This is a genomic window from Streptomyces sp. NPDC054883 (genome assembly GCF_053610645.1).
In genome coordinates, this window is record NZ_JBSGYT010000005.1 from 119,249 (window position 1) to 139,938 (window position 20,690).

General features: G+C 74.5%; 18 protein-coding genes. 7 read left to right on the forward strand and 11 right to left on the reverse strand.

Annotation, left to right across the window (positions count from 1 at the left end; all coding sequences use genetic code 11):
* The first annotated feature begins 36 nt into the window (after window positions 1-36).
* The 5 genes from ACWGH1_RS06215 (at window position 37) to ACWGH1_RS06235 (ending at window position 4,970) form a co-directional block, all read left to right on the forward strand.
* Complete coding sequence (locus tag ACWGH1_RS06215) at window positions 37-1,560, forward strand: phosphatase PAP2 family protein (protein ID WP_453355756.1); 1,524 nt, start codon at window positions 37-39, stop codon at window positions 1,558-1,560.
* A gap of 31 nt (window positions 1,561-1,591) precedes the next feature.
* On the forward strand, window positions 1,592-1,978 hold the full coding sequence (locus tag ACWGH1_RS06220) for a barstar family protein (protein ID WP_453355757.1): 387 nt from the start codon (window positions 1,592-1,594) through the stop codon (window positions 1,976-1,978).
* Window positions 1,979-2,107: 129 nt separating this feature from the next.
* A complete protein-coding gene (ettA, locus tag ACWGH1_RS06225; protein WP_453355758.1) occupies window positions 2,108-3,772 on the forward strand; it encodes an energy-dependent translational throttle protein EttA in 1,665 nt (554 codons plus the stop codon).
* A gap of 11 nt (window positions 3,773-3,783) precedes the next feature.
* Window positions 3,784-4,257 (forward strand): acyl-CoA thioesterase, encoded by a 474-nt coding sequence (locus ACWGH1_RS06230; protein ID WP_453355759.1) that lies wholly within the window; start codon window positions 3,784-3,786, stop codon window positions 4,255-4,257.
* Window positions 4,254-4,970, forward strand: coding sequence for a hypothetical protein (locus tag ACWGH1_RS06235; RefSeq protein WP_453408471.1), 717 nt, complete (start codon window positions 4,254-4,256; stop codon window positions 4,968-4,970). The genes ACWGH1_RS06230 and ACWGH1_RS06235 overlap by 4 nt, the downstream gene beginning before the upstream one ends.
* 19 nt (window positions 4,971-4,989) lie before the next feature.
* Here ACWGH1_RS06235 and ACWGH1_RS06240 read toward each other — a convergent pair whose 3' ends face one another.
* Complete coding sequence (locus ACWGH1_RS06240; RefSeq protein WP_190182506.1) at window positions 4,990-5,391, reverse strand: globin; 402 nt, start codon at window positions 5,389-5,391, stop codon at window positions 4,990-4,992.
* A 119-nt stretch (window positions 5,392-5,510) separates the two neighbouring features.
* Between ACWGH1_RS06240 and ACWGH1_RS06245 the strand changes: the two genes are divergently transcribed.
* The gene (locus tag ACWGH1_RS06245) at window positions 5,511-6,497 is read left to right on the forward strand and encodes a methyltransferase domain-containing protein (protein WP_453355597.1); all 987 of its coding nucleotides are present in this window, start codon (window positions 5,511-5,513) and stop codon (window positions 6,495-6,497) included.
* A gap of 63 nt (window positions 6,498-6,560) precedes the next feature.
* Here ACWGH1_RS06245 and ACWGH1_RS06250 read toward each other — a convergent pair whose 3' ends face one another.
* Genes ACWGH1_RS06250 through ACWGH1_RS06265 form a run of 4 tightly spaced genes read right to left on the reverse strand, consistent with a single transcriptional unit; the run spans window position 6,561 to window position 13,007 of the window.
* On the reverse strand, window positions 6,561-7,580 hold the full coding sequence (locus tag ACWGH1_RS06250; RefSeq protein WP_453355596.1) for an FHA domain-containing protein: 1,020 nt from the start codon (window positions 7,578-7,580) through the stop codon (window positions 6,561-6,563).
* Window positions 7,581-7,595: 15 nt separating this feature from the next.
* On the reverse strand, window positions 7,596-8,924 hold the full coding sequence (locus ACWGH1_RS06255; RefSeq protein ID WP_453355595.1) for a vWA domain-containing protein: 1,329 nt from the start codon (window positions 8,922-8,924) through the stop codon (window positions 7,596-7,598).
* Window positions 8,925-8,960: 36 nt separating this feature from the next.
* Window positions 8,961-10,826, reverse strand: a complete 1,866-nt coding sequence (locus ACWGH1_RS06260; RefSeq protein WP_453408472.1) for a protein phosphatase 2C domain-containing protein — start codon at window positions 10,824-10,826, stop codon at window positions 8,961-8,963.
* 3 nt (window positions 10,827-10,829) lie between these two features.
* Window positions 10,830-13,007, reverse strand: coding sequence for a tetratricopeptide repeat protein (locus ACWGH1_RS06265; RefSeq protein ID WP_453355988.1), 2,178 nt, complete (start codon window positions 13,005-13,007; stop codon window positions 10,830-10,832).
* Window positions 13,008-13,017: 10 nt separating this feature from the next.
* Here ACWGH1_RS06265 and ACWGH1_RS06270 point away from each other — a divergent pair, with 10 nt between their 5' ends.
* Complete coding sequence (locus tag ACWGH1_RS06270) at window positions 13,018-13,323, forward strand: hypothetical protein (RefSeq protein WP_453355989.1); 306 nt, start codon at window positions 13,018-13,020, stop codon at window positions 13,321-13,323.
* 70 nt (window positions 13,324-13,393) lie between these two features.
* On the opposite strand, the gene ACWGH1_RS06275 is transcribed toward ACWGH1_RS06270, so the two are convergent.
* The 6 genes from ACWGH1_RS06275 to ACWGH1_RS06300 form a co-directional block, all read right to left on the reverse strand.
* Window positions 13,394-14,713, reverse strand: a complete 1,320-nt coding sequence (locus ACWGH1_RS06275) for a hypothetical protein (RefSeq protein WP_453355990.1) — start codon at window positions 14,711-14,713, stop codon at window positions 13,394-13,396.
* Between the two features lie 31 nt (window positions 14,714-14,744).
* Window positions 14,745-15,680, reverse strand: a complete 936-nt coding sequence (locus ACWGH1_RS06280; protein ID WP_453408481.1) for a glutamate ABC transporter substrate-binding protein — start codon at window positions 15,678-15,680, stop codon at window positions 14,745-14,747.
* 137 nt (window positions 15,681-15,817) lie between these two features.
* Window positions 15,818-17,086, reverse strand: a complete 1,269-nt coding sequence (locus ACWGH1_RS06285) for a hypothetical protein (protein WP_453354386.1) — start codon at window positions 17,084-17,086, stop codon at window positions 15,818-15,820.
* 384 nt (window positions 17,087-17,470) lie between these two features.
* Window positions 17,471-18,514: an N-acetylglucosamine kinase gene (locus ACWGH1_RS06290; protein WP_453354385.1), complete on the reverse strand. Its 1,044-nt coding sequence runs from the start codon at window positions 18,512-18,514 to the stop codon at window positions 17,471-17,473.
* Window positions 18,505-19,779, reverse strand: coding sequence for a 6-phospho-beta-glucosidase (locus ACWGH1_RS06295; protein ID WP_453354384.1), 1,275 nt, complete (start codon window positions 19,777-19,779; stop codon window positions 18,505-18,507). The genes ACWGH1_RS06290 and ACWGH1_RS06295 overlap by 10 nt, the downstream gene beginning before the upstream one ends.
* A 5-nt stretch (window positions 19,780-19,784) precedes the next feature.
* Window positions 19,785-20,690 (reverse strand): carbohydrate ABC transporter permease, encoded by a 906-nt coding sequence (locus ACWGH1_RS06300; protein WP_453354383.1) that lies wholly within the window; start codon window positions 20,688-20,690, stop codon window positions 19,785-19,787.

A 20,690-nucleotide genomic window follows, 5' to 3' on the forward strand; every position in this document is an offset into this window, starting at 1 on the left:
CTGATTGCGATCACGTTCGCCGGGTAGGCGGTGGCAATGGCTGATCAGGAGCTGACCTGGCAGGGCGCGCTCGCGCGATGGGACCGGCGGCTGTTCGACGCGGTGGCCCAGCGGCACTGGCCGGGGGCCGACCGGGTGCTGCCCCGCCTCGGCCGGGCCGCGAACCACGGCGTGCTGTGGGGCGGGGCCGCCGCGGCGATCGCCGTGTTCGGCTCGACCCGGTCCAGGAAGGCCGCCGTGCGCGGCGCGGCCTCGCTCGCGCTGGCCTCGGCGACCATCAACACCGTCGGCAAGTGGTCGGTGCGCCGCGCCCGGCCGGTGCTGGACGGGGTCCCCGCCGTCCGCCGGCTGAGCACCCAGCCCTGGACCACCTCCTTCCCGTCGGGCCACTCCGCCTCCGCCTTCGCGTTCACCACCGGGCTCGCCCTGGAGGCCCCCGGCTGGGGCGCGCTCCTCGCGCCGGCAGCCGCCTCGGTGGCGTTCTCCCGGGTGTACACCGGGGTGCACTACCCCTCCGACGTGGTCGCGGGCGCCGCACTCGGCGTCGCCGCCGGACTGGTCGTCCACCGGCTCACGCGGGGCGTGGAGGAGGCGCGGGTCGTACCGGGCGACGAGCGCAAGGTGGTCGGGGCGCCCGCCCTGCCCGACGGCGACGGGCTGACCGTCGTGGTGAACACCGACTCGGGCACGGCCGCCCGCGCCGGACTGGACTCCGTGCTGGACCGGCTGCCGAAGGCGGAACTCGTCGAGTGCGCGGGCCCCGACCTGGCCGCGGAACTCGCCGCGGCGGCCGCCGGCGCCAAGGTGCTCGGCATCTGCGGCGGAGACGGCACCATCAACGCCGCCGCCACCGCCGCCCTGCGTGCCGGGATCCCGCTGGCGGTCTTCCCCGGCGGCACCCTCAACCACTTCGCCCTCGACCTCGGCCTCGCCGGGGCCGAGGACACCTGCCGCGCCCTGGCCGACGGGCACGCGGTCCGCGTCGCCGTCGGCCGCTTCACCCCCGGCCCCCACCCCACCCCACCGGATGCCGGCTCCAAGGACGGCGCCCCCGGGCGGCCCGCGGAATCCGGGTACTTCCTGAACACCTTCAGCGTCGGCGCCTACCCCGAGCTGCTGCGGCACCGGCTGCGCTGGGCGCCCCGGATCGGCGGCGGCCCCGCCGCGCTGCTGGCGGCCTGGCGGGTGCTGCGCGCCGAGCACCCGGTACCGCTGCGGCTCGCCGGCCGCCCCCGCAAGGTCTGGCTGCTCTTCGCGGGCAACGGCACTTACCACGGCACCGGCCCCACCCCCCGCCGCCGGGACAGCATCGGCGAGGGCCTGCTCGACGTACGCATGGTCTACGGCGGCGGCCGCCCGGGCCCCCGCCTGCTCGCCGCCGCCTTCGCCGGCCCCCTCAGCCGTTCCCCCGTCCACACCGCGACCAAGCTGCGCAGCCTGCGCATCGCGGACATCCCCGAGGGCACGCCCCTGGCCTACGACGGCGAGTACGCCCACGCCCCCTCGGCCCTCGTCCTCGACGCGCTGCCCCACGCCCTCACCGTCTACCGCCCGCACTGAGAAGACCGCGCCCACCCCCTACGCTCGGCCCGTGACCACCACCTACGTGCTCGACGGCGCCCGCATCCACGGCCTCCAGGACTTCTGGACGGTGATCGGCGAAGCCGTCAGCGGCCCCGGCGGCTACTTCGGCAGGAACCTGGACGCCCTGAACGACTGCCTCCGGGGCGGCTTCGGCACGCCCGACGACGGCTCCTTCGTCTTCGAGTGGCGCGAGCACGCAGTCTCCCGGCGGGCCCTCGGCCACCCCGAGACCGCCCGCTACCTGGAAGGCGTCCTCACCCGCTGCCACCCCACGAACCGCGAGCGGGTCGCCGCGGAGCTCGCCCAGGCCCGCGCGGGCCGCGGCCCCACCCTCTTCGACGACCTGACGGAGATCTTCGCGGGCCACGGCCCCGACGTCCTGCGCCTCCTCTGACCTGCCGGAAGACCCCGCGCGCGCCCCTCCTGCCCCGGGCGCCCGCCGCCCTACTGGTTTCCCCCGGGGGATGGACGTCAGGCAAGATGGGGTGTATCTGCCCACCATCGATCTGCCGGACGGTTTCTCTTGGCTGAGTTCATCTACACCATGCGCAAGACGCGCAAGGCGCACGGCGACAAGGTGATTCTCGATGACGTCTACCTGAACTTCCTGCCAGGCGCCAAGATCGGTGTGGTCGGCCCCAACGGCGCCGGTAAGTCCACCGTTCTGAAGATCATGGCCGGGCTGGAGCAGCCGTCCAACGGCGACGCGTTCCTCTCGCCCGGTTACAGCGTCGGCATCCTCATGCAGGAGCCCAAGCTCGACGAGTCGAAGACGGTGCTGGAGAACGTCCAGGACGGCGCCGCCGAGGTCATGGCCAAGCTCAAGCGCTTCAACGAGGTCGCCGAGCTGATGGCGACCGACTACACCGACGCGCTCATGGACGAGATGGGCAAGCTCCAGGAGGACCTGGACCACGCCAACGCGTGGGACCTGGACGGTCAGCTGGAGCAGGCCATGGACGCCCTGGGCTGCCCGCCCGGCGACTGGCCGGTCACCAACCTCTCCGGTGGCGAGAAGCGCCGTGTCGCGCTCTGCAAGCTGCTGATCGAGGCGCCTGACCTGCTCCTCCTCGACGAGCCCACCAACCACCTCGACGCGGAGTCGGTGAACTGGCTGGAGCAGCACCTCTCGAAGTACGCGGGCGCCGTGGTGGCCGTCACCCACGACCGGTACTTCCTGAACAACGTCGCCGAGTGGATCCTCGAACTCGACCGCGGCCGCGCCCACCCCTACGAGGGCAACTACTCCACCTACCTGGAGAAGAAGGCCGCCCGCCTCAAGGTCGAGGGCCGCAAGGACGAGAAGCGCCAGAAGCGCCTCAAGGAAGAGCTGGAGTGGGTCCGCTCCAACGCCAAGGGGCGGCAGACCAAGTCCAAGGCCCGACTCGCCCGCTACGAGGAGATGGCGGCCGAGGCGGACAAGATGCGGAAGCTGGACTTCGAGGAGATCCAGATCCCGCCGGGCCCGCGACTGGGCTCGATCGTGGTCGAGGTCAACAACCTCTCCAAGGCGTTCGGCGACAAGGTCCTCATCGACGGCCTGTCCTTCACGCTGCCGCGCAACGGCATCGTCGGCGTCATCGGCCCGAACGGCGCCGGCAAGACCACGCTCTTCAAGATGATCCAGGGCCTGGAGACGCCGGACTCCGGCAGCATCAAGGTCGGCGAGACCGTCAAGATCTCGTACGTCGACCAGAGCCGCGCCAACATCGACCCCAAGAAGACCCTCTGGGCGGTCGTGTCGGACGAGCTGGACTACATCAACGTCGGCCAGGTCGAGATGCCGTCCCGCGCGTACGTCAGCGCCTTCGGCTTCAAGGGCCCGGACCAGCAGAAGCCGGCCGGCGTGCTGTCCGGTGGTGAGCGCAACCGCCTGAACCTGGCGCTGACCCTCAAGGAGGGCGGCAACCTGCTCCTCCTCGACGAGCCCACCAACGACCTCGACGTCGAGACCCTGTCCTCGCTCGAGAACGCGCTGCTGGACTTCCCCGGTGCGGCCGTGGTCATCTCCCACGACCGCTGGTTCCTCGACCGGGTCGCCACGCACATCCTGGCGTACGAGGGCGAGTCCAAGTGGTACTGGTTCGAGGGCAACTTCGAGTCGTACGAGAAGAACAAGATCGAGCGTCTCGGCCCGGACGCGGCCCGTCCGCACCGTGCCACCTACAAGAAGCTCACCCGAGGCTGAGGTCTGAGGCCATGGCCAGACACCACTACCGGTGCCCGCTGCGCTGGGCGGACATGGATGCCTTCGGGCACGTCAACAACGTCGTCTTCCTCCGTTACCTGGAGGAGGCGCGGATCGACTTCATGTTCCGCTTGGCGCCGGGGGAGGGCAGCGAGTCCTTCACGGGCGGCTCCGTCGTCGCCCGGCACGAGATCGACTACAAGCTGCCCCTCGTGCACCGGCACGAGCCGGTCCTCATCGAGAGCTGGGTGACCCGGATCGGCGCCGCGTCCCTGACCATCCGCTACGAGGTCAAGGACGAGGCGACCGAGGACGCACCGGAGACGGTCTACGTGCGCGCCGAAACCGTGGTCGTGCCGTTCAACCTCGCCGAGGGGCGGCCCCGCCGCATCACGGCCGAGGAGCGGCGCTTCCTGGAGGAGTACCTCGACGAACCGGCTCCGGCCGGTGCATCGAAGCACCGCGAAGGGCGCATCGCGGCATGACCGAGCAGTTGCGCTTCGCCGATTCCGGGGAGGCGGCGGACCTCGCCGCCTTCCTGGGCCGGCTGGTGCACTACGACCGCGCCGCCGCCGTCCGCCTGCAGGCCCCGGCGGACGGCGGCGCGCTCGCCGTCTTCGGCCGGCCGCCGTCCTTCGACGTCCTGGCCGTCCGTACGGTGCGGCTCGCCGCGTCCGTCGGCAGGCCGCTGGACCTGACGGTGTCGGCCGGCGAACTGCTGGAGTCCGTGGACGAGGGCGCCGCCGGCGCCGTCGTGCCGCGGCCGGTCACCGGGCCCCCGTGGGCCGGTGTGCTGCCGCCGCGGGGCGGCTGGGAGCAGGTGCCGGGGCTGCCCGGCGCCGAGGCGATGCGGGTCGCCGTGGCCGGGGCCGTCGCGGAGTTCCGCTCCCGTGACGAGGCGCTGCCCCCGCAGCACCGGACCCGGTCCGAACGCGACCGGATCGGCCGCGACATCTGGTCCCGGACCCTCGGCGACACCGAACTGCCGCTGCGCGCCGTCCACGCGGCCCAGTCCCTGGGCTTCCTGCGGCCGGTCCGCACCACCGTCCCGGCCCGGGCCGCCCAGGAGCGCCCCGAGCCGGTGGCGCTGTTCACCTCCGGGGGCTGGCTGCGGCTGCGCACCCCGTACGGGTCCGTCGCCATGCGGCGCCCCGGGCGGACCGGGGGGCTCGGCGCCCTGCTGGTCCGGCCCGTCTGAGCCCCCTCAGCCGTACCGATCAGGCCGTGTTGATCATCGAGGCGGCCGCGTAGGTCAGGTACCGCCACAGCTGCGCCTCGTGCTCCGGCGCCAGTCCCAGCTCGTCCACCGCCACCCGCATGTGGCCCAGCCACGCGTCGTGCGCGGCCGCGTCCACCTGGAACGGGGCGTGCCGCATGCGCAGCCGCGGGTGCCCGCGGTTCTCGCTGTACGTGGACGGGCCGCCCCAGTACTGCATCAGGAACAGCGCGAACCGCTCCTCGGCCGGGCCGAGGTCACCCTCCGGGTACATCGGACGCAGCAGCGGGTCTTCGGCGACGCCCTGGTAGAAGCGGTGGACGAGGCGGCGGAACGTGGCCTCGCCGCCCACCAGCTCGTAGAAGGTCTGCTCCTGGACCGTGCCCTGCGGATTGTCATTCACCCGACCATCGTCTCAGACACCCGGACGGAGGACCGGGGTCCCAGGACTTCCCGGCCGGGCACCGGCCGGGCCGGGGACCACCGCTCGCCTTCGCCGCCCGCGGGCAGGACAGTGGAGACATGGGAGCACACACCGCGGGACGGGACGTGCGCGAGGTCGCGCACGCCGCCCAGGTGCGGGAGCTGACCGCCGCCGGGGTCTTGCAGGACCCGGCCTGGCGGGCGGCCTTCACGGCCGTGCCCCGGCACGTCTTCGTGCCGTACTTCTGGACCGGCCGCGGCGCCGGGCACGAGCGGCTGTGGGGCGAGGACCCGGACCCCGAGCGGCGGGCCCGCTGGCTGCGCGGGGTGTACACGGACACGCCCCTCGCGACCCGGCTGCGCGACGGCGAGCTGCTGTCCTCCAGCAGCCAGCCGTCCCTGATGGCCAAGATGCTGGAGGCGCTGGAGGTACGGGACGGGGACGACGTGCTGGAGATCGGCGCGGGCACCGGCTACAACGCGGCGCTGCTCTGCCACCGGCTCGGCGACGAGCACGTCACCACGGTGGACCTGGACGAGGAGATCACCGAGTCCGCCCGGTCCCACCTGGCCCGGCTCGGCTACCGGCCGGCCGTGGTCACCGGTGACGGGGCGCGCGGCTGTCCCTTGCGCGCCCCCTTCGACCGGATCCTGGTGACCTGCACGCTGCCGGTGATCCCGCCGGCCTGGCTCGGGCAGTGCCGACCCGGCGCGCGCGTCCTGGCGCCCCTCTCGACGGGCCTGATCGCGCTCACCGTCCGGGGCGCCGACTTCGCCGAGGGCCGGTTCCTGCACACCCCCGCCTACTTCGTCCCGCTGCGCGGGGCCACCGCGGCGGCGCCCGGCTCGGCCTCGGCGCAGGAATCGCTCCCGTACGAGCTGGTGGAGAACGAGCGCTTCCAGTTCATGCTGATCCTCAGCGGGGGCGCACTGCACCCCCGGGAGGCGCTGGACCTCTGGCGCGGCGAAGGCCGCCCCGGCCGCGAGCGGTTCGGCGTGACGGTCACCCCGGAGGGCCAGTGGTCCTGGCTGGACGACCCCCGGGGCCCGTACGTGTGGCCCCTGGGGGAAGCCGCGTCGGTGTGACGCTCAGGGGGTGTCTGACGGGTCCGTGTCTGACGGGTCGGGGCAGGGCCCGGCCCCGACCCCCTAGCCGCGCCGGACGGTGATGGTCGTCCAGGCGCCCACGTGGACGCGGTCGCCGTCGGCGAGGGGGACGGGCACGTAGGGCTGGATCGGCTCCTCGCCGCCGTTGATGGTGGTGCCGTTGGTGGAGTTCTGGTCCACCACCGCCCAGCTGCCGTCGGGCTGCTGGACCAGGACGGCGTGCTGGTGGGAGACGCCCGGGTCCTCCGGCGGCACCGAGAGGTCGATGTCCGGGGACTCGCCCGTGGAGGCACGGCGGCGGCCGATGGTGATCTGGCCGCCGGCGAGCGGCAGGTGCTGCTCCGGGGAGTAGGCGGGGAGGTTGAGCGCCGCCGCCTCGGGCCCGCTGCGCTGCATCATCGCCATGAAGTACGACCGGTCCGGACCGACCGTCGCACTCCAGGACCCGCCGCCGCCCTGGGACGGGAAGGGCTGCTGCGGCTGGTGCTGCTGCCGGGCCGGCTGCGGCGCGTACTCCTGCTGCTGGAACTCCTGCTGAGCCTGCTGCTGGTAGTGCTGCTGCTGCGGGGCGTACTCCTGCCGCAGCGGCTGCTGCTCGTGCGCCGGGGGCGGGAGCAGCCAGTCGTCCTCGCGCTCCAGCGGCTCGGCCGGGCGGTTCACCCGGGACGGGCGGGAGCCCTGGTAGTCGAAGTGGTCCTGGGAGAAGGCCGGCGGCGCCGGTACCGGGGGCGGCGGCGGGGGCACGGGCGGGTGCCCCTGGCCGGCCGGCGACTCCGGCGCGAAGGAGGCGGGCGTGGGCGTGCGCGTCAGGAAGTTGAACCGGCACTCCTCGCAGAACGGCGCCATCGCCTCGCGCGGGGTGCGGCACTGCGGGCACAGCTCGGCCTGCGCGGTCGGCTCACCGGCCGTGGGAGGGTAGCCGTAGCCGTAGGAGGGCGCCGCGGGAGCGCTCGTCGCGGCAGCCATGCGGTGGCCGCAGACCTCGCACCAGTCGTCGGAGGCGGACTGGTGTCCGTTCGGGCAGGTCGGCATGGCGACGCTTCCCCCTTCTCCCTGCGTCATCGCGTCAGGTTCTTCTCAGGTCTTCTTCACTCGGACGGTCTGCGTCGAACGCGTTTCAAGGGTCATCTCGTCGGCATCGGCGACCTTCGCTTTCAGCCGCACAGTACCCGCCGCCGCATCCACGACATCCACCACCTTCGCCAGAAGTCCGGCGGTGTCGGCGTTTCCGGACGCGCTCGCCAGCTGCACGGCCCGCCCCAGCTTGGCCGTGGCGCCGTCGACATCGCCCAGTTTGCGGGCTTCCAGGCCCTGCTGGATAGCCTGCGCCAGCTCCGCCTGTCCCGTGTAGTGCGCCACCTGCGGGCTGATGGCGGTGGAGGCGGCGAGGTCGTCCGTCCACACCGCCCGGACCAGGCCCTGGGCGAGCGTGGCCGGCGGCTCCCCCCGGAGCCCCGGCATGACCAGCATGGCCCGCGCGGCCAGCATCTCCTGGCCGACGGGCGCACCCGGCACCCGTACGCACACGTGGTACTCGCGGGACTCGTCACCCCACGAACCGGTCGGGTAGTCGCCCGCGCGCGGGCCGGCCGCGGTCCGGCGGCCGGTGAGGTCCTGGACGGAGGGAGCGACCTGCTTCACGTACTGGATCTCCGCGCCGACCGGGGTCCACAGGCGCAGTGAGACGTCCGCGACCTCCTTGCCCATGACGTTCTCCATCATGCGCGTGAAGTCCTCGCTGAGGTGCGCGGGATCGGCCACGATGTCGGCGGAGCCGAGCAGCGCGCTCGCGATGCCCGTGACCTCCTTGACCTCCCAGTCGGTGCCCACGCCGCGGGCGTCGCAGGTGAAACGGCCCGTACAGGCGTCGAGGGCGGCGCGCAGGGCGGCCGGCTCCTCGTGCTCGTTGCGGCCGTCGGTGAGGAGGATCCCGTGCCGGATGGTGGCGCCGGACCCGCGCAGCAGGCCGTCGGCGAGGCGCAGCCAGGTGCCGATGGCGGTGCCGCCGCCGGAACCGAGGCCGCGCAGCGCCTCCTTGGCCTCGGCACGGGTGCCGGGGCCGGCGGTGGCGAGACGGCCCTGGCCGGGATAGACCTCGCGGGCCACGTGGGTGCCGGCGATCACCGCGAACGAGGTGCCGTCCCGCAGGGTGTCGATGGCGGCCGCGGTGGCCTCGCGGGCGCCGCGCATCTTGGCCGGCGGGTGTTCCATCGAGCCGGAGCAGTCGACCATGATCACTACGGCGGCGCCGCCGGGTGCGAGGGCGGCGGAGCGGGCGGCGGTGGCACCGCCGGTGGAGGTGACCGTGACGATGGCGTGGACGTCGCGGCCGCCCTCGGGAAGATACTCGTTCTGGTACACCTCCACGCTGAAGCGCGGGGCGCTCGGCTTGGCGAAGTTCGCCATCGGGGGCACTCCTAGGAAGTGGGTCGGGGGGCGGCGTCAGGCCTGGGGGCGGGGTTCCGTTTCCGCTTCCGCTTCCGCGTGGGCCGGGGGGCGCGGCGGGGCGCTCGGCGCCGGCTTGGCGAAGGGGACGACGGCCACGGTGACGTTGTCGTGGCCGCCCCCGTCGAGGGCGTGCCCCACCAGGACCTGCGCGCTGTGCAGGGGCCGGGTCGCCGCGTCGGGCGGAAGGAGCCGGGCCATCTCCCGCGCCGACTCGGCGTAGTTCCAGAGGCCGTCGGTGCAGACGACGACCACGCCGGGGTGGTCCGGCTTGAAGCTGGCGGTGTGCGGTTCGAGGTCGTACGCGTCGGCGCCGAGCCAGCCGGTGATGGCGTGGGCGCGCACGTCCGCGTAGGCCTCGGCCTCGCCCATCAGCCCGGCCGCGACCATCTGGGCGGCCCAGGAGTCGTCCTCGGTGAGGCGGCGGGGGAGGGCGGCGCGGTCGTCGGGGACCCAGTAGGCGCGGCTGTCCCCGACCCAGCCGATGGTGAGCACGCCACCGCTGACGACGGCGCCGACGAGGGTGCAGGCGGGGGCGTTCTGCGCGCCGGGCACCTCCGGAGCCAGGGCGTTCACGGCGGCGGCCGCGGCCAGGATCGCCTCGTGCATGGCCTCCTGGGGGTGGGCGCCGCGGGGGAGGGCGTCGAGCAGCGCCTCGTTGGCGGCGCCGGCGGCCGCGGCCGAGGCCTCGTCGGGGCGGCTGGCGGAGGAGACGCCGTCGCAGACGATGGCCACGGTGGCGGCGGAGCCGTCGGGGAGGGCGGTGGCGGCCACCGCGAAGGAGTCCTCGTTGCGGTGGTGGCGCAGCCCGCGGTCACTGACGGCGGCGACGCTGCCGAGCTCCTCTTCGAGGTGGTCCCGCTCCCGGGGCTGCGCGTGGCCGCAGTGCTCGCAGTACCCGTCGGTGTCGACCCGCCCGGCGCGGCAGGCGACGCAGGTCTTGCCATCACCCTGCGGGGGGTCGTACGGGGCCTCTTGGGCGGGGCCGTCGCCCTGCGGGGCGGTGTACGGGGCCTCTTCGGCGGGGCCCGATGGCCAGGGGGCGGCGCGGCCCGGGTCGGAGGGGGTGGCGGACCACTCGCCCGCGTCCCCGACCAGCGTCGGGGCGGCGCTGGTCACACTGCCCCAGCCGGGCGCGGGCGCGGCGGAGCCGTACGCGGCTGCGGGCGCGGCCGGTTCGGGGTGATCACCGTACGGCGGGCCCGCGCCGGGCGCGGATGCCGGTACTGCCCGGGCGGCGGGGTGGCTGCCCGCCGGCGCCTCCGGCTGGTCGGAGCGGCCGCGGACCTCGTATCCGCCCGAGCCGGCCGCGGTCGGCCCATCGGGACCGCCGGCCCGCCAGGGCCCCGCCCCGCCCGGAGCCGGGTAACCGCCTTGGCCGCCGGGGCCGTTGGGTGCACCGGGCTCGGGGACGGCCGTTCCGGCCGGTCCGGGTCCCGCGGGGGCCGGGCCCGCCGGGCCGGGGTAGCCGCCGGCGCCCGGGTTCGCCGCGGCGGGGCCGGGCTGGGCGTGCGGCCCGCCGGAGCCGTCCCCTTCCGCGGCACCGGCCGCGAAGCAGCCGTCCCGGGCGGGGCCGACGGGGGCCGCCCCGTCGCTGCCACCGGCGTCGGGTGCGGCCGGGCCCGCGCCGTCCCGGGCTCCGGCCCCGGGATGGCCATCCGTGGGCGCGGCGTAGCCGCCCGCGCCGGGCCGGGGAGGCGGCCCGGGGGGGCCGGGCGGGGCCGGGGTGCCGGCCCCGGAGTAGCCGGTCCCGCCGGGGGGCGGGCCGGCGGAGACCGCGTAGCCGCAGACTCCGCAGAAACGGTCACCCTCTTCCAGGGGCTCCGCGCAGCTGGGGCAGCCCGACAGCCGATGCATCGACATCAATCACACCCACGTCCGGGGACGGAAACGGTTTGCCCGCTCCACCAGTTCGATCCTCTCCTCGCCCCGCTGCGCCAGCCGAGCGAGGACGCGGTACGAGCGCTCCAGGCCGAAGCGCAGCCCCCGCTCGTCCAGTTGGCTGCCGAGCAGCGAGGCCCGGCCGGGGTCGGCACCCCGGCTACCCGACAGTACCCAGTCCAGGGCCGAGCCCAGAACCTCCACCGAGAGCCGTTCCCGCCGCACCGAGTCCAGCCCGAACCGTCCCAGCGCCTCCACCTGCGCGGCAGCCGCCACCAGATCCGGCAGCAGGGGCTCTTCCGGGGACCGGTCGCGCAGGCGTGCCCGTACCGCCGCCACCCGGGCGGCGGTGTAGTGGATCGACACCTCCGGCACCGACTCCAGCGTCCGTACCGCCCCCGCCCGGTCGCCGGCGGCCAGTTGTACCCGGACCAGCCCGAACGCCGCGCTCACGAAGCCGGGATCGGTGGTCCAGACGAGCCGGTAGTACTCGGCGGCGTTGTCCAACTGCCCCAGGACCTCGGCGCACAGTCCCAGCGCCAGCTTCGGCGCCGGCTCGCCCGGGAAGGCGTCGTAGACGGCGTCGAAGGACAGGGCGGCTGTCTCGTCGTCCCCGGTGGCCAGGGAGGCGATGCCGCGAGCCCACACCACCCGCCAGTCGTCGGGGTGCAGGACCTCCAGCTCGGCCAGTGCCCGCCCCGCCAGCGGGAGTTCGCCGAGCTCCAGCCGGGCCCGCAGCTCCCGCAGCCGCAGTTCGGCGGAGTCGGCCGGTGCCGAGCCCAGCGCCCCCAGGAGGTCGGCGGGCGCGGCGGTGAGCAGGCCGGCCAGGAACCCGGCGTTCGGGTCGGCCGGGTCCACCAGCGGAACCGGCAGTGCCAGCGCCGTGTCCCGGGCGTCCAGCGCCGCGAGCCCGCTGCCGCTGTGCCGCACTTGCGGTACGGCCCCCGTCGGCTCCCCGGCCCGCCGCGGCGCCGGCACCACCGCCCCGACGGCACCCGCCGGCCGCCGGCCGAGCAGCCGGCCCCGCCCGGCGCCGGCATCGGTACGCACGCCCAGCGTGGACGCGTCGGTCCCCGGCTCGTCCGCGTACAGCCGGGTGTCCGGAACCCGCAGCTCCGGCCCGAACAGCGTCGACAGCTGAGGGTGCGGCCGGCCCGTCTGGAGCGCGACGACCTCCCGCAGTACGCCCGTCAGCTGATCCGCCATCTCCTGCGCGGACGCGAACCTCCGCCCCGGATCAGGGTCGGTGGCCCGTACCAGCAGCCGGTAGAACGACTCGTACCGGCGGAAGACCTCGATGTGTTCCGGATCCGGCAGCGCGTCCACGAACACGTTCGTGTAGCCCTGGAAGTCGAAGGTCAGCACCGCCAGGGTGCGTGCCACCGTGTACAGGTCAGACGCCACCGAGGGGCCCAGCTCCGCGACCTCCGGCGCCTGGTAGCCCACCGTGCCGTAGATGGCCGACTCCACGTCGTCCATCCGCCGGACCGCGCCCATGTCGATCAGCTTCAGCTGGTCCTGCTGCTGGATCGCGTTGTCGACCTTGAAGTCGCAGTACAGGAGGTTCCTGCTGTGCAGGTGGCCCAGCGCCTCCAGCGCCTCGATGCCGTACGCGCACGCCTGCTCCACCGGCAGCGGGTCGCGCCGCCCGTCCGGCCGCCGCCGCTCGTTGGCGATCTCCTTGAGCGACTTCCCGCCGACGTACTCCATGACGATGTACCCGTCCAGCGAACCGGTCCGCTGGTCCAGGTGCTCCACGAAGTTGTAGATCCGCACGATGTTGGAGTGCTCGATCTCGGCGAGGAAGCGCCGCTCGGAGATCGCCGCCTCCATCGCGTCCTGGTCCCCGGTGTCCAGCAGCCCCTTGAGCACCACCCACCGGTCGGAGACCGCCTTGTCCACCGCCAGGTACACCCAGCCGAGGCCGCCGTGGGCGAGGCAGCCCGCCACCTCGTACTGCCCGCGCACCACGTCACCCGGGTTCAGCTTGGGCACGAAGGAGTACGGGTGCCCGCACTTGGTGCAGAACCCTTCCGTCCGGCCCGGCCGCTCCCCCCTGGACCGCCCGACCGGCGCCCCGCAGTCCGAGCGGGAGCAGAACCGCTTGCGCTCGGGCACCTCCGGGTTCTCCAGCACCGCCGCCGACGGGTCCGGCCGCGGCACCTGCGGCACCGTGACCAGCCCGGCCCCCAGCCGGCCGCGGCCCGAAGCCGAGCCGGCCGAGCCCGAACTGCGGACCGACACCGACCGGCTGGACGCCGCCCCGGGCAGGGAGCGCGACAGCCGTCCGGACACCGAGCGCCGCGACGAGGACGAACGCGAGGAGCGCGAGGAGCGGGCCGACGCCGACGACGAGCGCCCCGAGCCCCGGGAATCACCGTGCCGCGCGGCGCTGGTCATGCCCGTGGGCGGCGACAGCAGTTCCTCCGCGCCCGCCGCGACGGCCCCGATCGGCGCCAGCCCGCAGGTGTCGCAGTAGACCTCGCCGCCCCCCATGTCCTCGTACGTCCCGGGGCAGCCCGGGCGCACGCACGCGGTTCCGATCAGGCTCATCCGTCATCCCTCTCCGCGCCGTCCACGGCCGGCCGCGGCTCCTGCGGCTGCGGCGCCAGCGACTCCGCCGCCGCCCGCTGGTAGCGCAGGACGGCCTGCTCGGCGGCCCGCAGGTCACAGGGCGCGCTCCACAGCATCCGCCGGGCCGTGTCGTAGCGCTCCATCAGCAGCGGATCCTCCGCCATGCCGTACCGGGCGACCTTCGCCCGGTACGCGTCGAGCCGGCCCCGCAGCTCCGCCCGGACCGCGAGCGGCGCCGTCACGGCCGTCAAGGACTCGCGGGCGCGGCGCAGTTCGTCCTCGGCCCGCACCTCGAGGGACTCCAGCAGCGGGGACAGCCGGTGCCACTGGGCCTGACGGCGGTACTCGGCCGCCGCCGCGAGCTGCTCCTGCAACGCCGTCGGCGGGCCGCTGACCGCCGGAACCTCCGACGCGGCGATCTTCGCCAGTACCTCGCCGCGCGCCGTCCGCGCCTCCGCGAGGGTCCGGTCGGCCCGCGAGAGGACGTCCCGTACGCCGATCAGCCGCTGCTCGGCGTCCTGGCGCACCGCCAGCACCGCCTCGATCTCGCGCCGTACGTCATCCAGCGCGCGCGCCGCCCGGTCGTAACGGGCGGTGTCCGGACGGCCGCCGCCCGGGGCGGAGCTCCCCGCCACCGGGACCCAGAACGCCAGCGGGTCCGCGATCACCTGCTCGCGCAGCTGCGAGAGTTCGGCCGTGATGTCCTCCAGGTCGTCCCCGGAGGGGTGTTCACCGGGCCGCACGCCCACCGAGCGCGCCAGCGACCGCGTCCGGTGCAGCTCGGCGGCGAGCAGGTCGATCCGCGCGGGCAGCGCCGACCAGACCGCGTCGGCGGCGACCACCACGTCCAGGGAGCCCGCGTAGAGCTCGTTCATCCGCACCACCAGCTCCGCGAGGGAGAACCGCTCCGCGAGGGCGGCACCCTCGGCCCCGGCCCCGGCGATCACCACACCGGGCCCGCGCAGCCGGTCGGTCAGCTCGACCAGGTCCTCGCGGCTGGGCCAGCGCCGCCGCTCGCGGATCTGCCGGGCGGCGGCCAGCGCACCGCTGTAGGCGTCGAAGTACGTCCAGAGCCGGGTGATCGCCGCGTCGGCGGCCGTCCACCGCTCCTTGGTCACCCCGGTCAGCCCCGCGCCCTCCAGCAGCCGCCGCCCGGCATGGTCCTGGAGTGCGAGCAGGGAGGTCTCCACGGCCTCGTGCTCCGCCCCCAGGCGGGCCAGCGCCCGGTCGACCTCGTCCCGGTCCATGACCGCCGGTCCCGGCTGCGTTCGGCCCACGCGGTGCTCCCCGCTCATGTAGGGCTCCGATCCCGATCCCGCCACGGCCTCAGCCGTCCCGGTACTTGGGCTCGGGCGGCGCGGTCACGTTCGGCAGCACGGCCGCCAGGTGGCTGCGGTACGCCTGCATCCAGGGGCTGTCGTTGCCGCCCGCGCGGTAGTTCTCCAGCACCTTGTTGACCCGGCGCACCAGGTCGCCCGCGTCCTTGTTCATCGCGACCCCGTAGAACTCCCGGGTGAACGGAGAGCCGACCAGCTGTACGGACGGGTCCTGGGCGGCCTGGCCCGCCGCGAGGGCGTTGTCGGTGATGATGCCGTCCACCTCGCCCAGCTGGAGCCGTACCAGGCAGTCCAGCTGGTTGGCCACGGAGACCGGGACCGCGCCGTACGACTGGGTCTTGAGGGCCGCCTCCGCGGTGGAACCGGCGGCCGTGCAGACCTTGCGGCCGTTCAGCGAGGCGTCGTACCCGGTGATCGGGGAGCCCTTGGGGGCCAGCACCTGCTGCCCGGCCTCGAAGTACGCGGTGGAGAAGGCGACGTCCTCCAGCCGCTTGCAGTTGATCGTCATGGTCCGCACCACGATGTCGACGCGGTTCTCCTTGAGCGCGGGGATGCGCTGGCTGGTCGGGATGGCCCGGTAGATGACGGCGTTCTCATCGCCCAGGATGTCCTTGGCGATGGCCTTGACCAGCGCGATGTCGAAGCCGTCCAGGTGGCCGTCGGGCTTGCGGTAGCCCCACTTGAAGCTGTTCTGGTCCACACCGGCGACGAGTTTGCCCGCCTTGCGGATCCGCTCGATCGCCGGCCCGTCCACCCCGGAGGGGCGCAGGCTGGCCTCCGGGTCCTGGCAGGTGTCGACCGGGGTGGCCGGAGCCAGCGCCATCGTCGCGGGAGGGTGGCCCGCGCCGGACCGGACGCCCTCCGGCGCGGCCTGGGCCAGCGGAAGCAGCACGGCCGCCGCGGTGAGCGCGCAGGCGGCCGCCATCGCGGCGACGCCGCCCCAGCCGCGCAGCCGGCCCGCGGCCCAACGGGCCCGGGGGACCCCGGCCTGCCCGGCCCCGGCGGCCGGGCTCCCGTCACGGCCGTACCCCTGGTCCCGTCCCGCGCGTATCCGCATCGATCTCACCTGTACTCCGAAAGCCTGCGACCGACGCCGAGCAGTGCCGCCGCCGCGCCGGCGACCGCCAGGGCCGCCGAGCCGGGCACCAGACCGCCCAGCGCCCCGAGTCCGCCCCGGGCCGCCTGAGTGAACTGCTGCTGTTCGTGGGCCACGGCCCGGTCCAGGGAGGCGTCCACCGTGTCGAACGAGGCCCCGCTGCTGTCCTTGTGGTCCTTGTCGCCGATGACCTGGGGCAGCGCCAGCTCGTAGTCGCCGCGCAGGTCGGTCTCCCGGGCCGCCGCGTGCCGCTGCTTCCACTGCGCCACGCCGTCGATGGCCTGCTGCACGGGTCGGCGGCCACTGCCGTCATCGGCCAGCCGCAGCGCCGTCGCCAGCCCCGCGTCCAGCTCCTTCATGTTCTTCGTGAACTCCACGTCGTACTTGTCGGAGGTCCTGTCCTCGGCCAGTACGGCGCCGCGCGCGATCAGCGTCAGGTTCTCGCCGGCCCGCGCCTGGAGGGAGGCGATCCGGGCGTCGTTCAGCACCTTCAGGGACTCCTGCCCGCCGGACCGGGCCTCGCTCAGATCGGACCGCACCAGCGTCTGCCCGACCGTCAGCCACAGCAGTACGACCACCGCGGCGGCCGTCGCCGCGACCAGACCGTGGTTGAAGACGCGGTTCGTCCGACGGTAGTTGCGCCGCTGCGCCCACACCAGGGCGCCGAGGGCGAGCAGGCCGGTGACCGTCGCGGCCGGAGGCCAGGAACGGGCGTCGTCGTAGTCCGCGTAGAGCCGGCCGGTCTCCGCCTCGTAGAGCCGCTGGGCGGCCGGCAGCAGCACCGTGCTCATCTGCTCGTTGGCGTAGCGCAGGTACGCGCCGCCGAGCGGCAGGCCCTGCCGGTTGGTGGCCCGGGCCTGTTCGATCAGGCCCGTGTAGCGCGGCAGCTGCTCCCCGAGGAGGGCTATCTCCTTGCGGGAGCCGCCGCCGGCGTCGGTGTTGGCGGCGGCGTTCACCAGCAGGCGGGACGCGTTCGCGATGTCCTTCTCGTACCGCTCGCGGACCTCGCGCGGCTCCTGCGCGCCCGCGAGGAAACCGCTGGAGGAAGCCGTGTCGGCGTCCGCGAGGGAGCGGTAGATGCTGGCCGCGTCGGCGCTCAGCGGCTGGCTGTGGTCCACCACGTCCTCGGCGGCGGTCACCCGGTCGGAGACCTCCCACACCGCCGCGGTGCCGAACAGCAGTACCAGGGCGGCGAGGACGGCCCCGATGATGCGCAGGCGCCCCGGTTCGGTCATCGCCGCCGCGCGCAGCCGGGCGACGCCCTCGGCCCATGCGGTGCCCGGTTCGGGCGGTGCGGGCTCCCGCGCGGGCGGTCCGGCGGGCGGCGTCGAGGAGACACCGCCGCCGGGCGCGGGCGCGCGTGCTGTGATGGCCACCGTGACCTCCCCCTCGGTCGTGACTTGCCCCCGGCTGCCGGGCGAGGACGTCCCCCCGGCTGTCACCGGGGGAGTACCCGTCGCAGCAGTATGGCCGCATCGGAGGCCAACCACAGCACCCGGTACCGGATCTTGGACGATCCTTCCCCCGGTCCGGCGCCGCGGCCGCTTCCGTCTCCCCTTCACCGTCAATACGTCCGCCCGCCCGCCACGGTTCCAGACCGGCCGCCCCCGCGGGCAGGTTCACCCGAAATGGGCACGGAGTTTGCCGTACGCCTCGGCCGGCGCGCCCACCGCGTCCAGCCCCAGCAGCCCCGCGCCCAGCACCGGCGGGGCCACCACCACCGACACCCGGGCCAGCGGCGCCACTTCCGCCAGCCCCGCTCCGATCGCCCCGCTCAGCTGCGCGTGCCCGGCGGCGAGCACCCCGCCGCCCAGCAGTACGGGCACCTCCTCGGCCAGCAGCCCGAGCCTGCGCAGCGCCACCGACGCCATGGCCACCACCTCCCGGGCCTGCCGCTCCACCACCGCCGACGCCACCGGATCCCCGGCCGCGGCCACCGCGAACAGCACCGGCACCAGCTCGTGCGTGCGCTCGTACGCCACCGCGCCCAGGTGCAGGGCCTCGATCAGCCCGGCCATCGTCGCGAACCCGAAGTGTCCCGGGACCGCCGACGCCAGCTCCGTCGGGCCGCCGCGCCCGTCCTCGGCCCGGGCCGCCCACCACAGGGCCTCCGCGGCCAGGCCCGAACCGCCGCCCCAGTCGCCGGAGATCTTCCCGAGCGCGGGGAACCGCGCGGTCCGGCCGTCGGGCGCCACCCCGACGCAGTTGATCCCGGCCCCGCACACCACGGCGACCCCGTACGGGGCTCCGGGCCCGGGCAGTCCGGCCCGCAGCACGGCGAAGGTGTCGTTGCGCACCTCGGTCGCCCCGCCCCAGCCGCGGGCGCTGATCGCGTCCGCGAGCCGCCGTTCCTCCACCGGGAGGTCGGCGTTGGCCAGGCAGGCCGACACCTGCCGCGCGTACGGGCGGCCCGGCCGCAGCGGGGGCAGCCCGGCGGCCTCGGCCGCCTCCGCGACGGCCTGTCCGAGCACGTCCACGGCCGCCTCGACCCCGGTCCGGGGCGGCTGGAAGCCGCCGGAGCGGCCGGTTCCGAGCACCGTGCCGTCGGCGCCGATCAGCGCCGCGTCCGTCTTGCTGTTCCCGGCGTCGAGGGCGAGCACGGCCGCCGGGAGGGGGGCACGGGGAGGCGGGGCGGCGCGCGCCGCAGCCGGGTTCACGCCCATGCCAGATGCTCCTTGTTGTGTGCGAGAAGCCGGTCCGTCAGCCCTTCGGCGAGGTCGAACTGCCCGACCAGCGGATGGGCCAGCAGCGCCCGGAACACCCGCTCGCGGCCGCCGCGCAGCGCCGCGTCCAGCGCGAGTTCCTCGTACGCGGTGACGTGCGAGACCAGCCCGGCGTACAGGGGGTCCAGCCGGGGCACCGCCAGCGGTACCGGGCCGTCGGCGCCGTTGACGCGCGCCTGTACCTCGATGACGGCGTCGTCCGGGAGGAACGGCAGGGTACCGGCGTTGCGGGTGTTGACGACCTGGACCGGGGAGGCGCCCGAGCCGTCGCCCAGCAGGGCCGCCGCCAGGTCCACGGCGGCCTCCGAGTAGAACGCCCCGCCCCGCTTGGCCAGCAGGGCCGGCTTCTCGTCCAGCGCGGGGTCCGCGTACAGGGCGAGCAGCTCCCGCTCCATGGCCGCGACCTCGGCGGCCCGCGAGGGCTTCGAGCCGAGCTCCCGGACCACCTCGTCGTGCGCGTAGAAGTAGCGCAGGTAGTAGGACGGCACCACGCCGAGCCGGTCCAGCACCGCCCGCGGCAGCCGCAGGTCGGCGGCGACGGCCCCGCCGTGCGCGGCGAGCAGCCCGGGCAGCAGGTCCTCGCCGTCGGGGCCGCCCCGGCGCACGCCCAGCTCCCACGTCAGGTGATTGAGGCCGACGTGGTCGAGGTGGATCTCGGAGGGGGCCAGTTCGAGCAGCGCCGCGAACTTCCGCTGGAGCCCGATGGCGACGTTGCACAGCCCGACCGCCCGGTGGCCGGCCGCCAGCAGGGCCCGGGTGACGATGCCGACCGGGTTGGTGAAGTCGATGATCCAGGCGTCGGGGCTCGCCCGCCGGACCCGTTCGGCGATGTCGAGGACGACCGGGACGGTGCGCAGGGCCTTGGCGAGCCCGCCCGCGCCGGTGGTCTCCTGGCCGACGCAGCCGCACTCCAGCGGCCACGTCTCGTCCTGGAGCCGGGCCGCCTGTCCGCCGATCCGCAGCTGCAGGAGGACCGCGTCGGCGCCCGCGACGCCCGCGTCCAGGTCGGCGGTGGTGGTGACCTTGCCCGGGTGGTCCTGCTTGGCGAAGATCCGCCGGGCCAGCGCGCCGACCAGTTCCAGCCGCTCGGCGGCCGGGTCGATCAGCACCAGTTCGCTGACGGGCAGGGTGTCGCGCAGCCGCGCGAACCCGTCGATCAGCTCGGGGGTGTAGGTGGAACCGCCGCCCACCACTGCGAGTTTCATCGTCGCTAGCCTTTCACTCCGGTCAGGGTGACTCCCTCGACGAACGCCTTCTGGGCGAAGAAGAAGAGGACGATCACCGGCGCCATGACCAGCACGGTCGCCGCCATGGTCAGGTTCCAGTCGGTGTGGTGCGCCCCCTTGAAGGACTCCAGTCCGTAACTGAGGGTCCAGGCGGCGGGATTGTCGGAGGCGTAGATCTGCGGGCCGAAGTAGTCGTTCCAGGCGTAGAAGAACTGGAACAGCGCGACGGCGGCGATCCCGGGCCTGGCCATCGGCAGGACGACCCGCAGCAGTGTGCGCACTTCGCCGCAGCCGTCCACGCGGGCCGCGTCCAGGTACTCGTCGGGGATGGTCAGCAGGAACTGGCGGAGCAGGAAGATGGAGAACGCGTCGCCGAACGCCATGGGCACGATCAGCGGCCACAGCGTGCCCGACAGGTCCAGCTGCTTGGCCCAGAACAGGTACATCGGGATGACCACCACCTGCGGCGGCAGCATCATCATCGCGATCACCAGCAGCAGCGACAGCCGCCGCCCGCGGAAGCGGAATTTGGCGAGCGCGTACGCCACGGGCACCGAGGAGACCACGGTCAGCAGTGTGCCGACTCCCGCGTACAGCAGCGTGTTGCGCCACCAGGTCAGGAAGCCGGGGGTGTGCCACACCTTGGCGTAGTTGTCCCAGTGCCAGGTCTGCGGCCACAGGTCGCGGGTCAGCGCCTGCTGGTCGCCCATCAGGGAGGTCAGGAAGAGGAAGACGAAGGGCAGGACGAAGAACAGGGCGGCGGCCACCCCCAGGCTGTGCACGGCCAGCCAGTGCAGCAGCGCCCCGCGGTCGCGCCGGGGCGGGGGCGCCGCCGGTGCCGCGGTGGCCCGCCCGGCGGGCGCGCCCGCCGTCGTCGTGGTCACGGCCAT

Coding starts and splice junctions, on each gene's coding strand:
- ACWGH1_RS06290 (WP_453354385.1), bottom strand. CDS start 18,514: ATGGGCGTGAACCCGGCTGCGGCGCGCGCCGCCCCGCCTCCCCGTGCC.
- ACWGH1_RS06235 (WP_453408471.1), top strand. CDS start 4,254: ATGACCGAGCAGTTGCGCTTCGCCGATTCCGGGGAGGCGGCGGACCTC.
- ACWGH1_RS06255 (WP_453355595.1), bottom strand. CDS start 8,924: ATGGCGAACTTCGCCAAGCCGAGCGCCCCGCGCTTCAGCGTGGAGGTG.
- ACWGH1_RS06245 (WP_453355597.1), top strand. CDS start 5,511: ATGGGAGCACACACCGCGGGACGGGACGTGCGCGAGGTCGCGCACGCC.
- ACWGH1_RS06285 (WP_453354386.1), bottom strand. CDS start 17,086: ATGACCGAACCGGGGCGCCTGCGCATCATCGGGGCCGTCCTCGCCGCC.
- ACWGH1_RS06300 (WP_453354383.1), bottom strand. CDS start 20,690: ATGGCCGTGACCACGACGACGGCGGGCGCGCCCGCCGGGCGGGCCACC.
- ACWGH1_RS06215 (WP_453355756.1), top strand. CDS start 37: ATGGCTGATCAGGAGCTGACCTGGCAGGGCGCGCTCGCGCGATGGGAC.
- ACWGH1_RS06280 (WP_453408481.1), bottom strand. CDS start 15,680: ATGGCGGCCGCCTGCGCGCTCACCGCGGCGGCCGTGCTGCTTCCGCTG.
- ACWGH1_RS06295 (WP_453354384.1), bottom strand. CDS start 19,779: ATGAAACTCGCAGTGGTGGGCGGCGGTTCCACCTACACCCCCGAGCTG.
- ACWGH1_RS06250 (WP_453355596.1), bottom strand. CDS start 7,580: ATGACGCAGGGAGAAGGGGGAAGCGTCGCCATGCCGACCTGCCCGAAC.
- ACWGH1_RS06260 (WP_453408472.1), bottom strand. CDS start 10,826: ATGTCGATGCATCGGCTGTCGGGCTGCCCCAGCTGCGCGGAGCCCCTG.
- ACWGH1_RS06275 (WP_453355990.1), bottom strand. CDS start 14,713: ATGAGCGGGGAGCACCGCGTGGGCCGAACGCAGCCGGGACCGGCGGTC.
- ACWGH1_RS06230 (WP_453355759.1), top strand. CDS start 3,784: ATGGCCAGACACCACTACCGGTGCCCGCTGCGCTGGGCGGACATGGAT.